The sequence below is a fragment of the Bradyrhizobium sp. S3.2.6 genome, assembly GCF_040546885.1.
In the GTDB taxonomy this organism is placed as follows: domain Bacteria; phylum Pseudomonadota; class Alphaproteobacteria; order Rhizobiales; family Xanthobacteraceae; genus Bradyrhizobium; species Bradyrhizobium cytisi.
In genome coordinates, this window is the sequence record NZ_JBEPOS010000027.1 from 1 (window position 1) to 12796 (window position 12796).

The 12796-nt window shown below is 64.4% G+C and carries 14 protein-coding genes; 6 read left to right on the forward strand and 8 right to left on the reverse strand.

Going from position 1 to position 12796, the window contains the following annotated elements:
* The 6 genes from ABID58_RS32080 to ABID58_RS32105 all read left to right on the forward strand — a co-directional run.
* Positions 1-396 (forward strand): UDP binding domain-containing protein (locus tag ABID58_RS32080; RefSeq protein WP_354036891.1); only part of this gene is annotated, 396 nt, incomplete at its 5' end.
* Positions 397-537: 141 nt separating this feature from the next.
* Complete coding sequence (gene hrpB / locus ABID58_RS32085) at positions 538-3012, forward strand: ATP-dependent helicase HrpB (RefSeq protein ID WP_354036893.1); 2475 nt, start codon at positions 538-540, stop codon at positions 3010-3012.
* A 128-nt stretch (positions 3013-3140) separates the two neighbouring features.
* The gene (locus ABID58_RS32090) at positions 3141-3653 is read left to right on the forward strand and encodes a TIGR02281 family clan AA aspartic protease (protein WP_354036894.1); all 513 of its coding nucleotides are present in this window, start codon (positions 3141-3143) and stop codon (positions 3651-3653) included.
* A gap of 63 nt (positions 3654-3716) precedes the next feature.
* A complete protein-coding gene (locus ABID58_RS32095; protein ID WP_354036896.1) occupies positions 3717-4013 on the forward strand; it encodes a nucleotidyltransferase family protein in 297 nt (98 codons plus the stop codon).
* On the forward strand, positions 4003-4350 hold the full coding sequence (locus ABID58_RS32100) for a HepT-like ribonuclease domain-containing protein (RefSeq protein ID WP_354036897.1): 348 nt from the start codon (positions 4003-4005) through the stop codon (positions 4348-4350). The genes ABID58_RS32095 and ABID58_RS32100 overlap by 11 nt, the downstream gene beginning before the upstream one ends.
* 154 nt (positions 4351-4504) lie before the next feature.
* Positions 4505-6004: a phosphomannomutase/phosphoglucomutase gene (locus tag ABID58_RS32105; RefSeq protein ID WP_354036898.1), complete on the forward strand. Its 1500-nt coding sequence runs from the start codon at positions 4505-4507 to the stop codon at positions 6002-6004.
* Between the two features lie 160 nt (positions 6005-6164).
* Here ABID58_RS32105 and ABID58_RS32110 read toward each other — a convergent pair whose 3' ends face one another.
* The 8 genes from ABID58_RS32110 to ABID58_RS32145 all read right to left on the reverse strand — a co-directional run bounded on the left by ABID58_RS32110 (position 6165) and on the right by ABID58_RS32145 (position 12776).
* Positions 6165-6674: an Lrp/AsnC family transcriptional regulator gene (locus ABID58_RS32110; protein WP_148751631.1), complete on the reverse strand. Its 510-nt coding sequence runs from the start codon at positions 6672-6674 to the stop codon at positions 6165-6167.
* A gap of 98 nt (positions 6675-6772) precedes the next feature.
* Positions 6773-7696, reverse strand: a complete 924-nt coding sequence (locus ABID58_RS32115) for a sugar kinase (protein WP_354036900.1) — start codon at positions 7694-7696, stop codon at positions 6773-6775.
* A gap of 6 nt (positions 7697-7702) precedes the next feature.
* Complete coding sequence (nudC, locus tag ABID58_RS32120) at positions 7703-8641, reverse strand: NAD(+) diphosphatase (protein ID WP_354036902.1); 939 nt, start codon at positions 8639-8641, stop codon at positions 7703-7705.
* Between the two features lie 11 nt (positions 8642-8652).
* Positions 8653-9072: an HIT domain-containing protein gene (locus ABID58_RS32125; protein WP_148751635.1), complete on the reverse strand. Its 420-nt coding sequence runs from the start codon at positions 9070-9072 to the stop codon at positions 8653-8655.
* 312 nt (positions 9073-9384) lie between these two features.
* Positions 9385-9846 carry a DUF3237 domain-containing protein gene (locus ABID58_RS32130; RefSeq protein WP_354036904.1) on the reverse strand — a complete coding sequence of 154 codons (462 nt, stop codon included), beginning with the start codon at positions 9844-9846 and terminating at the stop codon, positions 9385-9387.
* Positions 9847-9856: 10 nt separating this feature from the next.
* Positions 9857-11176 carry a TRAP transporter large permease gene (locus ABID58_RS32135; protein ID WP_354036905.1) on the reverse strand — a complete coding sequence of 440 codons (1320 nt, stop codon included), beginning with the start codon at positions 11174-11176 and terminating at the stop codon, positions 9857-9859.
* Positions 11177-11178: 2 nt separating this feature from the next.
* A complete protein-coding gene (locus ABID58_RS32140; protein ID WP_148751638.1) occupies positions 11179-11685 on the reverse strand; it encodes a TRAP transporter small permease in 507 nt (168 codons plus the stop codon).
* A gap of 74 nt (positions 11686-11759) precedes the next feature.
* Entirely contained in the window at positions 11760-12776 is a 1017-nt protein-coding gene (locus tag ABID58_RS32145) for a TRAP transporter substrate-binding protein (RefSeq protein ID WP_354036906.1), read from the reverse strand.
* Between the last annotated feature and the right edge of the window lie 20 nt (positions 12777-12796).

Sequence of the window (12796 nt, forward strand, 5' to 3'; positions counted from 1 at the left end):
GGCGGCTCGCTGCGCGGCAAGACCATCGCCGTGCTCGGTCTCACCTTCAAGCCCGACACCGACGACATGCGCGATGCGCCGTCGATCCCGCTCGTCACCGGTCTGATCGACATGGGCGCAAAGGTGAAGGCGTTCGACCCCGTCGGCATGGAGCAGGCCAAGGGCGAGCTGCCCAGCATCACCTATTGCGAGGATGCCTATTCCTGCGCGCAAGGTGCCGATGCGCTGGTCGTCGTCACCGAATGGGTGCAATTCCGTGGTCTCGATCTCGACCGGCTGAAGAGCGTCATGGCGCAGCCCGTCGTCGTCGACCTCCGCAACATCTTCAGCCCCGAAGACATGGCTGCGGCCGGCTTCACCTATGAGAGCATCGGCCGGCCATCCGTGCAGGGCTGATACTACATATGATTGTCATACCCCGCGAAGGCGGGGTATCCAGTACGGCGAGATCTTCGGAATGGCCGGGATCCGATATGAGTGGATCGTCCGCCCTAGCGCGCAATTGCGCACACGGCGGACGATGACGGACCGAGACTTTTGCCCCGCAACTTCGACACGCCCCTCCCGATCGATGCCGTGCTCGACGACCTCTCGCGCACGCTGGAGGCGCACAACGCGGCCGTGCTGGTGGCGCCGCCGGGCGCCGGCAAGACCACGCGGGTGCCGCTGGCGTTGCTCGATGCGCCCTGGGCCAAGGGCAAGAAGATCATCGTGCTGGAGCCGCGGCGCATTGCGGCCCGCGCCAGCGCCGATCGCATGGCCAAGTCGCTTGGCGAGCGCGCCGGCGAAACGGTCGGCTACCGTGTCCGCTTCGGCTCGAAGATCTCGCGAGCCACACGCATCGAGGTCGTGACCGAAGGCATTTTCACGCGCCAGATCCTCGACGATCCCGAACTCTCGGGCGTTGCCGCCGTCCTTTTCGATGAATTTCACGAACGCTCGCTCGACGCCGACATGGGTCTCGCGCTGGCGCGCGACGCGCAGCTCGGCCTGCGCGAGGATCTGCGTATCCTGGTGATGTCGGCCACCCTCGACGGCGCGCGCGTCGCGAAGCTGCTTGGCGAGGCGCCCGTCGTCGAGAGCGAGGGCCGCGCCTTTCCGGTCGAGACCCGCTATCTCGGCCGCAGGGCCGATGCGCCGATTGAGCGGCAGATGGCGGACGCGATCGCCTCGGCCCTGCGTGCCGACAGCGGCTCGGTGCTCGCCTTCCTGCCGGGCGCCGCCGAAATCCGCCGCACCCAGAATTTCCTCGGTGAGCGCGTGCAGGATGCCAGCATCGAGATCGTGCCGCTGTTCGGCGCGCTCGATGCGGCCGTGCAGGACCGCGCCATCGCGCCGGCGCCGAAGGGCACGCGCAAGGTCGTGCTCGCGACCTCGATCGCCGAGACTTCGCTCACGATCGAAGGCGTGCGCATCGTCGTCGATTCCGGTCTCGCGCGCGTGCCGCGCTACGAGCCCGACATCGGCCTGACCCGGCTCGAGACCGTGCGCGCTGCGCGTGCCGCAGTCGACCAGCGCCGCGGCCGCGCCGGCCGTACCGAGCCCGGCGTGTGCTACAGGCTTTGGGACGAGCCGCAGACGGCCTCGCTTGCGCCCTATGCGCAGCCGGAAATCCTCAGCGCCGATCTCTCCTCGCTGGTGCTCGATCTCGCGCAATGGGGCGTCGCCGACCCTGCGGCACTGTCGTTCCTCGACCCACCGCCTGCGCCGGCTTGGAAGGAAGCCAAGAGTCTGCTCTCCGAGCTCAATGCGCTCGATGGCGACGGCCGCATCACGGCGGAGGGCAAGAGCCTGCGGGCGCTGGCGCTGCCGCCGCGGCTGGCGCGCATGATCGTGGATTCGCATCGCGCCGGCGCGGGCGAGGAAGCCGCCGAGATCGCGGCCATTCTCACCGAGCGTGGACTCGGCGGCGACAGCGCCGATCTCGAGTACCGGCGCGACCAGTTCCGCCGCGATCGTTCGCCGCGGGCGGCAAGCGCGCGCGACCTGGCGCGGCGCTGGGCCTCGCAGGTCGCAGCGTCCGAAAAGGCGGGCCCTCAGGAGGATCTCTCGACCGGCCTGATGCTCGCCTATGCCTTCCCGGATCGCGTCGCGCGCAACCGCGGCAACGGCAGTTTCGTGCTCGCCAACGGCCGTGGCGCCGCGGTGGAGCAGACGTCCTCGCTCGCCCGTGCGCCCTATATCGCGATCGGCGAGATGACGGGGACGGCTGCGAGCGGCCGCATCCTGCTCGCCGCGCAGATCGCCGAGAGCGACATCGAGCGGCATTTTGCCGAGCACATCGACACGGCCGACGAGATATCCTTCGACCGCGGCGCGATGGCGTTGCGCGCGCGACGCAAGCGCGTGCTGCATGCGATCACGCTGTCCGAGGCCACGCTTGCCGTGTCGCCCTCGGAAGACACCGCGCGCATCTTTGCCGACGGGCTGATCGCCGCCGGTCTCGACCGGCTGCCCTGGTCGAAGGCCGCCAAGCAATGGCGCGACCGCGTGATGTTCTTGCGCAAGGCCGAAGGCGAAAGCTGGCCCGATCTCTCCGACGACGGGTTGATCGCGCGGCGTGACGACTGGCTGGTGCCGGCGCTCTACGACAAGATCGCGCTGAAGGACATCTCCGCCGGCGATCTCTCCGATGCGTTGATGGCGCTATTGCCGTGGGAGATGCGCGCGCGGCTCGACCGCGAGGCGCCGACTCATTTCGAGGCGCCGACGGGCAGCGTGCTCGCGATCGACTACGAGGCTGAGCAGGGGCCGACCATCGCGGTGCGCCTCCAGGAATTGTTTGGCCTCAACGCCCATCCGTCGATTGCGGCCGGCAAGGTGCCACTGGTGCTGGAACTGCTGTCGCCGGCGCAGCGCCCGGTGCAGGTGACGCGCGATCTCCCCGGTTTTTGGCGCGGCAGTTACGCCGCAGTGCGCTCCGATCTGCGCGGCCGCTATCCGCGCCATCCCTGGCCCGAAGATCCGGCAAGCGCGCTGCCGACCCGGCGGGTCAAGCCGCGCGGGACGTGAGAAATCACTCCCCGCCATTAACCGTACGCTCATCCTTTTCGTCAAAATGACACCGGCTCTGCCGTGGCTGCGCTCGCGGACGGGCGTGCCGCGTGGTGAACTCGAGCTCTCGGCTCGGAAATGGTGTGATGCGTAACATTATGATCATCGCGGCCATCATGATCGGCCTCGGCACCTTCATGGCGCAGATGGCGGACAGGATGAGCTCGGCGTCCGCCACGTCAGCGCCGCATACGACGGTTGCGGTCGCGACCACGGCGCCGGCCGGCGGCCGCAGCCTCAACATTCCCCGCGATGGCCGTGGCCACTTCCAGGCCGACGGCCGCATCGACGGCCAGCGCATCGGCTTCATGGTCGACACCGGCGCCTCCGTGGTGGCGCTGAACGAGACCTCGGCCGCGCGCTTCGGTCTGCGTCCCTCGCGCAGCGACTACAACGCCACCGTCTCCACCGCCAACGGCACCATCAAGGCCGCGCGCACCCGCATCGCCATGCTGGACGTCGGCGGCCTGATCGTACGCGACGTCGATGCCATGGTGCTGCCGGACGAGGCGTTGTCCGAGAACCTGCTCGGCCTCTCCTTCCTGTCCCGCCTGAAGCGCTTTGAGTATGCGAACGGTCAGATGGTGCTGGAGCAGTAGGTCCTGCCGTAGCCGACCTGGTAGGGCCTCCCGTCGAGGCGTGCGGGGTGCTATACTCGATCCATGAACAGCCTCGATGCGATAGCGATCCTGCGACGTTCGGAACCCGCTCTGCGTGAGCGAGGCGTTTTGCATGCCGCATTGTTCGGCTCGGTTGCGAGGGGCGAAAACCGTTCCGGCAGCGATGTCGATATCATGGTCGAGATTGATCCGGATGCGCGGATCACGGTCTTCGATTACGTCGAGCTCAAGGAGTATATCGCGAACCTCTTTGATGAGCCAGTTGATGTCGTCAATCGCGACGGCTTGAAATCATACGTCGTTCCCGCTGCGACAGCTGACGCCGTTTATGCCTTCTGAGCGCACCGACGGGACTCTGCGAGACATTCTGTATCACATCGATCTGGCGGCTGAGTTCGCCGGAGGTCTCGATCGCGAGACATTCGCGGCGGACCTGCGGACGGTCTACGCGGTTACAAGATGCCTGGAGATTATTTCGGAAGCGTCTCGCCGTCTGCCCGAGGGTTTGAAGGCAAGGCACCCATCTATCGCGTGGAAGCAGATGGCGGCGGCGGGGAATGTCTATCGCCACAACTATGAAGACGTTGCAGCCCATTTCGTGTGGGAGACCGTTCAACAGGCTCTGCCACCTCTCAGGGCGGTCGTCGAAGTTGAGGTGGCGCGCCTGGGAGGTTAGCTGATCCGGCCAGAAATGCCGTCTCTCCTAGCGCATCATTTCCGTTACCAAACTGCCGCAATTATCGGCCATAAGCCTTCATTCCCGCCTTCCGCTGCGGCCCGGCATTCGCTAAGGCTGCACCAATTCCTGCCTTTTTCATGAGACCGTCTCAATGTTTCCCAAGCCGAAATCCGTCTTGTTGCCCAACACTTACGCCTTCGAATCCGAGCCGATGGTCAAGCCCACCGGTTTTCGCGAGTACGACGCGCGCTGGTTGTTTCAGAAGGAAATCAACCTCATGGGCGTGCAGGCGCTCGGCATGGGGCTGGGCGCGCTGATCGCGGAACTCGGCGTCAAGCAGGAGATCGTGACCGGGCATGATTTCCGCGGCTATTCGGCCTCGATCAAATACGCGCTGATCTCCGGCCTGATGGCGGCCGGGTGCAGAGTGCACGACATCGGCCTTGCGGTGACACCGATGGCCTATTTCGCGCAGTTCGATCTCGACGTGCCCTGCGTCGCCATGGTCACGGCCTCGCACAACGACAATGGCTGGACCGGCGTGAAGATGGGTGCCAACCGCCCGCTGACTTTCGGCCCCGACGAGATGACGCGGCTGAAGGAGATCGTGCTCAATGCCGATTTCAAGAACAAGGCCGGCGGCTCCTACCAGTTCCACGAGAATTATCCGGCGCGCTACATCGCCGACCTCACCAGCCGGGCGAGGCTCAAGCGCAAGCTCAAGGTCGTCGCAGCCTGCGGCAATGGCACCGCCGGCGCATTCGCGCCGCAGGTGCTGGACGCTATCGGCTGCGAGGTGATCCCGCTCGACACCGAGCTCGACCATACCTTCCCGAAATACAATCCGAATCCGGAAGACATGGAGATGCTGCACGCGATCCGCGATGCGGTGCTGCATCACAAGGCCGATGTCGGCCTCGGCTTCGACGGCGACGGCGACCGCTGCGGTGTCGTCGACAACACCGGCGAGGAGATCTTTGCCGACAAGGTCGGCGTGATGCTGGCGCGCGACATGTCGGCGATCCACAAGGATGCGCAGTTCATTGTCGACGTGAAGTCGACCGGCCTGTTCATCACCGATCCCGTCTTGCAGAAGCAGGGCGCCAAGACCGCCTACTGGAAGACCGGCCATTCCTACATGAAGCGCCGCACCAACGAGACGGGCGCGCTTGCGGGCTTCGAGAAGTCCGGCCATTTCTTCTTCAACAAGCCGTATGGACGCGGCTATGACGACGGCCTGGTGTCGGCGATCGCGATCTGCGACATGCTCGACCGTGCGCCCGGCAAGTCGATGGCCGATCTGAAGAACGCGCTGCCGAAGACGTGGTCGTCGCCGACCATGTCGCCGCATTGCGCCGACGAGGTGAAGTACGGCGTCATCGACCAGGTGGTGAAGCACTTCGAAGGCTTACAGGCCAAGGGCGCCAAGATCGGTGGCCAGTCGATCCGCGACCTCGTCACCGTCAACGGCGTGCGCGTCACGGTCGAGGACGGCAGCTGGGGCCTGGTGCGGGCGTCCTCCAACAAGCCGGAGCTCGTGGTCGTGGTCGAGAGCCCGGTCTCCGAGCAGCGCATGCACGACATGTTCGAGATGGTGAACAGCGTGCTGCGCACGCATCCCGAAGTCGGCGAGTACAATCAGAAGATCTGAGCGGCGGGGCGCGCGTTCGCCGTATCCGACACTGTCATCGCCCGCGAAGCCGGGCGATCCAGTATTCCAGAGACGGTTGCCGTATACGGAGAAGCTGCGGCGTACCTGGATCGCCCGGTCAAGCCGGGCGATGACGACTTCCGTGCGGCGAGAGCAAACTTTAAGCCGCGACCACGGCCGGGATCGGCAGTGCCGTGACCGACTTGATCTTCTCCATCGCGAAGCGCGAGGTGACGTTCTTCAGCGGCACGGCGCTGATCAGCTTCTTGTAGAAGATGTCATAGGCCTGCATGTCCGCGACCACGACGCGCAGCATGTAATCGACGTCGCCGGCCATCCGGTAGAATTCCATCACCTCGGGCATGGCGCTGACCGCTTCGGCGAATTTCTTGAGCCAGGCGTCGGAATGATCGGAGCTCTCCACCGACACGAACACGGAGATGCCGAGCCCGATCTTGTTCTGATCGACCAGCGCCACCCGCTTCAGGATCACGCCGTCGGCCTCCAGGCGCTGGATGCGCTTCCAGCAGGGGGTCGAGGACAGCCCGACGCGGTCGCCGATTTCGGCAACGGACAGGGAGGCATCGTCCTGGAGAACCATCAGAATCTTGCGATCGATGGCGTCGAGGCGGCGGCTGGTCTCGGGGAGTTGGACAGCGAGGTCAGTCATTTTGAAGAACTTTGTTCCATTTCAGGGGCTGATTTAACTGATATAGAGAAAATCCTTCCACAGCAAGTCCATATTCTCGGCGTGTCCGTGGAATCGCTCTAGCGCTCGCTTCGCAAAAACTCTTCAACTTCAATGCGTTGCGGGGCAGCGAGGCCACCGCCATGGCGCGTGCATTTCAGCGCGGCGGTCGCCGCGGCGAATCGCAGCGCCTCTCGCACGCCGCCGCCCTCGGCAAGCCGAAGCGTGAAGGTGCCGTGGAAGACGTCGCCGGCGCCCAGCGTATCGACGGCCTCAACCGGGAAGGCCGGCGTCTCCTCCAGCGTGCCCGCCGCGTTCAGCCAGATTGTGCCAAATGGGCCGCGGGTGGCGGCGAGGAAGGCGGACGTCAACCCGGCCAGCCGCTTCAAGGCCTCGCCGTCGTCAGCGACGCCGGCGGTCTCCTGGACCTGCTCGCTGGAAAACAGCAGATGCGAGGCGGCCGTAAGCAGGCCGTCAGCCGGCGCCATCGCGCGGTCGACGCCGACGATAATCGGAATGCCGCGCCGGCGTGCCTCCGTGCAGAGATCGATGCAGAAGGCGCCGCAGCGGCTTTCGACGAGGACAGCCTGACAATCGGCGAGGAGCTCGTCGGCATCCGACAGCTTCACGGTCCACAGCGCAGGATCGCGATAGATCGTCAGCGTTCGTTCGCCGGTCGCGTCGATGATGATCGCAGAGACGGGCGTGGCCACGCCCGGCATGCGCACGATATGCCTGATGTCGATGCCCTCGGCGGTCATCCGCTCGAGGATGAAGCTGCTCGACGTCTCCCGTGCATCGCCCATCGGCCCGGCAAACGCGACACGGCCGCCGAGCCGCGCCATCGCGATGGCGGCATTGAGCGCATTGCCGCCGCAGATCTCGGCAAGATGCGTGGCGTTGGCCTTGCTGCCGTGCTCCGGCACGGCCTCGACCCGAAAGGTGAGGTCGCGCACGGGAATGCCGATGCAGAGGATGCGCGGCGCGATCCGTGATGCAGCCATCGGCGGTCAGCTCTTGTTGTGCACCCAGCGGCCGAGCAGATGATGCGCGATGGCGAAAGGGTGCGGGCCGGCGAGCCCGTCGGGATGCGTCCGCGTCAGCATCAGCGCCGCCTCCTCGCGCGTGAACCAGCGCGCGTCTTCCAGTTCGGAACGATCGACGACGACGTCCTCGTTCAACGCCCGCGCGCTGCAACCGATCATCAGGGATGACGGATAGGGCCAGGGCTGGGTCATGTAATATTGCACGTCGGTGCAGCGGATGCCGGATTCCTCGAGGATCTCGCGGCGCACCGCGTCCTCGATGGTCTCGGCCGCTTCGACGAAACCGGCGAGACAGGAATACATGCCCGGCGGAAACTGCTTCTGACGGCCGAGCAGGCATTTTTCGCCTGATGCCACCAGCATGATCACGACCGGATCGGTGCGCGGAAAATGCTCGGCTTTGCAGGCCGGGCAATCGCGCTTCCAGCCGCCTTCCTTCATCGCGCTGCGGGTGCCGCAATTGGCGCAATAGCCGTGGCGCTGGTGCCAGCCGACCATCGACTTCGCCATCGCGATCGCCGACAACTCCTCGGGCGGGATCGCGCCCTGCATCGCCATGCCGCGCAGCTCGGTGACGGTAAAGTCTTCGCGGCCGATCAGCTTCTCGGCGGCGGCCTGAGCGAGGCCCATGCCGAAGATCGCGGCGCCATCGCGCAAGCCCAGGAAGATCGTGCCGGGATTGGCCCCGCTTTTCAGCGCCTCGTCGATTCCCAGCAGCGCGCGCGTCTTGTCGCCGTCGCGCTTCACCAGCAGCGAGTCGCGGTAGATGACATAGGCGCGCGACGACGGCTTCTGCTCCATTGCGAACAGTTTTTCGTCATCGCGGCGCAGATGCGCGGCGCGATCGAGGACGTTGGTGACGAAGGCCGGTTGCCCCAGCGGAAACGAGTCGAATGCTGACATTTCTTGTTCTTTCAACCCAACCAGATTTTTCGGCGAAGCGCGCTGATGAAATTCTGTACTTCAGTGGCGTCATGCGCCAGGGGCGGCATCACGCCCCAGACCGGCCGTGGCCAGGCGGCGTCACCGGTGCGGCGTGCAATGATATGAACGTGAAGCTGCGGCACGAGATTGCCGAGCGCTGCGACGTTGAGCTTGTCGCATTTGGTGATCTCCTTCAGCGCGCGCGAGACGCGGGAGATCTCGGTCATCAGCTGTGCCTGCTGGACCTCGTCGAGATCGATGATCTCGACCGCGTCGGCGCGCCGCGGCACCAGCAGCAGCCAGGGATAATGCGCGTCCTTGATAACGAGCACTTTCGACAGCGGCAAATCACCGATGTCGATGGTGTCCTCTTTCAGGCGGGAGTGCAGCGACCAGGCGGGATCTGACATATGCGTTTCCGGAATGCCCGATGGGAGCGGGCGCGTCTGGTTGGACCATACGATACGGGGTCAGTCGAGGGAAGGTTGAGGCTCCGCAGGTCCCACATGCTCTGTTGTCGTCTCGGCGAAGCAGGCTGTGTGAGAAGTCGCGGCTATTGCGCCGGGTAGGCCGGGGCGGATGCGCGGTAAGAATCCCTGTCCAACGACTGAAGAGCCGTATGCGGGAGAACCGCCCGTAAGGTTCGGAGGGGGACGCCAAAAGCCTTCCTTACCCCTGTCAAGTGGAGCTTGAGGCGGTTTGAACCCTACGCGCTGAAGCTTTTACGCCACCTGATGCACGTCGATCACCACGCGGTCGGCATGTCGCGCTGCTGAGCCGATAAAAATGTGCTCCATCAGCCAGCGATACTTCTCGTGTCCCGTCTCGAACTTCGGGACCGTGCGGAAATAGATCAGCTTGGGATCGACCGGCTCGCCGCGCTTGAGCTTTTGCAGCAGCTCGACCGGGCCGAAGCGCATGCCCTTGTTCTCGACATAGACAACGGCGCCGTCGTCGGTCTCGAAGGCGTATTTGGCTTCGAGATCGATCAGCTCGTTGGGGCGGATGGTCTGGAAGTCGGCGCCGAACGGGAGCACCTTGCCGGTGATCGCACCCTTCACCTCGCCGCCGATGATCGGAATGATGCGGCGGACGCCGATGCCGGTTTCGCCGGCGGTGATGACGTCGCCGATTTCAGCGGTGATGGTGAAGACGTATTTCGTCTCGAGCGTCGGTGTGGTCATCGCTTCACCTTCAATGCGCCATCATGCGCGTCGGCAACCAAGTCGCCAGCAACGGGAACGCGATCAAAATCACCAGACGCACCAAGTCGGTCGCCACGAACGGGATCACGCCCTTGAAGATGGTGGAGAATGAGACGTCCTTCACCACGCTCTTGATGACAAAGACGTTCATGCCGACCGGCGGATGGATCAGGCCGAGCTCGACGGTCATGACGATGATGACGCCGAACCAGATCGGATCGAAGCCGAGATGCGTGATGACCGGGAAGATGATCGGCACGGTCAGGATGATCATCGCCATGGCATCCATCAGGCAGCCGAGCACGAGATACATCACCATGATCAGCGCCAGCACGCCGTAGGGGCCCAAGCCCAGGCCGGTGAGGAATTCCGTCACCTTTTGCGGCGTCTGCGTCACCGTGAGGAAATAGCCGAAGATCAGCGCGCCGATCAGTACGGTGAACACGGCCGCCGCCGTGCGCGTCGCCTGGAGCAGCGAGGCCAGAATCTTCTCCCGATCGAGCCGGCCCGTAAGCACGCCGATGATGAGGGCACCGGTGGCCCCGACGCCGCCGGCTTCCGTCGGCGTGAAGCGCGGCAGGAACGGCAGGCCGTAAAGGCCGCCGATCACGAACACGAACAACAGCACCGGCGCCCAGATGTCCTTCAGGCCGGCAAAGCGCTCGCGCCAGGGCAGCACTTTGCCCTTGGGCAGGAAGTCGGGGCGGAAATAGCCGATCAGGAAGATCGTGATCATGTACATGGTCATCGCCAGCAGGCCCGGAATGATGCCGGCGATGAAGAGTTTTCCGATGTCCTGCTCGGTGATGATGCCGTAAACCGCGAGCACGGTGGAGGGCGGCAGCATCGCACCCAGCGTGCCGCCGGCCGCGATCACGCCGGTAGCAAAGGACTGCGGATAGCCGAAGCGGCGCATCTCGGGGTAGGCGACCGCGGAGAACGTCGCGGCGGTTGCGACGGACGAGCCGCAGATCGCGGCAAAGCCGCCGCAGGCGCCGACGGTGGCAATGCCGAGGCCGCCGCGCAAGTGCCCGACAAAGCCGTTGGCGGCGCGGAACAACTCGCGGCTCATGCCGGAATTGCTGACGAAGGAGCCCATCAGCAGAAACATCGGGATGACACCGAAAGTGTAGTCGGTGACCGTGCGCATCGAGGTCTGGCCGACCAGCTTCAGCGCCGGCGTTGCGCCGACCAGATAGGAGAAGCCGGAGACGCCGACGAGGCCCATCGCCATGCCGACGGGCACGCGCAGCAGCATCAGCGCGAACAGGGAAACGAAGCCGAGAACGGCGACGGCATCGGTGCTCATGATTACTCCGTCGCCTTCAGCTTGGGGTCGTGCATGTCTTCGGGATGGAAGATCAATCGGTAAGTGCGGATCGCGATCAGCAGCACGGCCGAGACGTCGCCGATCCAGGCGATCGCGAAGAACGGCCATGTCGGCATGTGCATGTCGAAGGTCTGGACGTTGTCCTTGTAGGTGCCGCGGACCTTGTCGAACAATGTCCACGTCTGAACCGTGACCACGAACAGCAGCACCAACGTTGCGAACACGTCGATCCAGCGCTGGTAGCGCGGGCCGACATTGCCCCAGACCAGGTCGACGGTGATGTGCGTGCCGCGATAGGAGGTCGCGGCGATGCCCCAGAAAATGAGGATGCCAAGCAGCATGCGGCCGATGTCGAAACTGTCGGGAATCGAATAGTTCAGTGTGTTGCGCAGCAGCACCGACAGGAAGATGTCGAGCGCGACGATGCCGACGAACGCGGCAGCGATCCACTCGATCGAGTCGATGACGCGATCCATCCAGCGCTTCATGGGTGGAGGGTCCTCAAATTTGCAGTAAAGCGGCAGCGGAAGGATTCCCGCCGCAGCTTCTGTTTCGGTGAAAACTACTCCGCCAGCGCGTTGTATTTCTTCAGCGAGGCCTTCAAATCCGTCAGCGCAGTGTCAGGATCGATGCCGGCCTTCTTGGCGCCATCCCCCCAGGTCTTGACCAGCGGCTCGGCCGCCTTCTTCCAGGCGGCGGTCTGGTCCGGCGTCAGTTTGTAGACCTCGTGACCTTCTTCCGCCTTCACCTTGTCGATGCCGGCGTCCTCGAACTTGCCCCAGTGCTCGCCGACAACGCCCGCCATCTCGGTCGAGCAGTTCTTGTCGACCGCGGCCTTCTGCTTGTCGGACATCGCGTCGTACTTGTCCTTGTTCATGACGAACACGAATGTCGTCGTGTAGAGCGGGGCCTCCATATCGTACTTCGTCACCTTGTCGATGCCGAACAGCACCAGCGAGCCCCAGGGGAACGTCACGCCGTCGGCGACGCCGCGCTCGATGATGTCGCGCACTTCAGGTGCCGACGACTGCACGTTGGTGCCGCCGAGCGCGGTGACGAAGTTCGCCATGGTGGCGTGAGCCGGGCGGATCTTCATGCCCTTCACGTCCTCCGGCATCACGATCTTCTTGGTGCGGGAGTGGAAGGAGGAGGGCGAGTGGACGAAGGCGAGGCAGTATTTGACGTCCTTCATCTCCTTCTCGGCATATTTGCGGTACCAAGCGTCAAGCCCCATCGAGCCGCCCTTGGCGTCCGAGATCAGGAACGGCAATTCGCCGGCACCGACGATCGGAAAGCGGCCGGGCTGGTAGCCGGGATTGACGTAGGTGACGTCGGCAATGCCGTCGCGCGCCATGTCGTAATGGTCAAAAGCCTTGCCGAGCTGCTGGGCCGGAAACACCTTGCCCTTGATGGTGCCGCCTGAGTCCTTCTCGATCGCGGCCGCCCAGTCTTCCAGCGATTTCTGCAGCGGATGCGAGGCGGGCACCCAATGCGAGATCTTCAGGTCGAAGGTCTTGTCCTGCGCGAACGCAGGCGTCACGCTTGCTGTCAGCAGCAAAGCCAGACAGGCTTTCCTCATCGGTCGTGTCTCCCTCTTTT

Coding starts and splice junctions, on each gene's coding strand:
- ABID58_RS32090 (WP_354036894.1), top strand. CDS start 3,141: ATGCGTAACATTATGATCATCGCGGCCATCATGATCGGCCTCGGCACC.
- ABID58_RS32095 (WP_354036896.1), top strand. CDS start 3,717: ATGAACAGCCTCGATGCGATAGCGATCCTGCGACGTTCGGAACCCGCT.
- ABID58_RS32100 (WP_354036897.1), top strand. CDS start 4,003: ATGCCTTCTGAGCGCACCGACGGGACTCTGCGAGACATTCTGTATCAC.
- ABID58_RS32105 (WP_354036898.1), top strand. CDS start 4,505: ATGTTTCCCAAGCCGAAATCCGTCTTGTTGCCCAACACTTACGCCTTC.
- ABID58_RS32110 (WP_148751631.1), bottom strand. CDS start 6,674: ATGACTGACCTCGCTGTCCAACTCCCCGAGACCAGCCGCCGCCTCGAC.
- ABID58_RS32115 (WP_354036900.1), bottom strand. CDS start 7,696: ATGGCTGCATCACGGATCGCGCCGCGCATCCTCTGCATCGGCATTCCC.
- nudC (WP_354036902.1), bottom strand. CDS start 8,641: ATGTCAGCATTCGACTCGTTTCCGCTGGGGCAACCGGCCTTCGTCACC.
- ABID58_RS32125 (WP_148751635.1), bottom strand. CDS start 9,072: ATGTCAGATCCCGCCTGGTCGCTGCACTCCCGCCTGAAAGAGGACACC.
- ABID58_RS32130 (WP_354036904.1), bottom strand. CDS start 9,846: ATGACCACACCGACGCTCGAGACGAAATACGTCTTCACCATCACCGCT.
- ABID58_RS32135 (WP_354036905.1), bottom strand. CDS start 11,176: ATGAGCACCGATGCCGTCGCCGTTCTCGGCTTCGTTTCCCTGTTCGCG.
- ABID58_RS32140 (WP_148751638.1), bottom strand. CDS start 11,685: ATGAAGCGCTGGATGGATCGCGTCATCGACTCGATCGAGTGGATCGCT.
- ABID58_RS32145 (WP_354036906.1), bottom strand. CDS start 12,776: ATGAGGAAAGCCTGTCTGGCTTTGCTGCTGACAGCAAGCGTGACGCCT.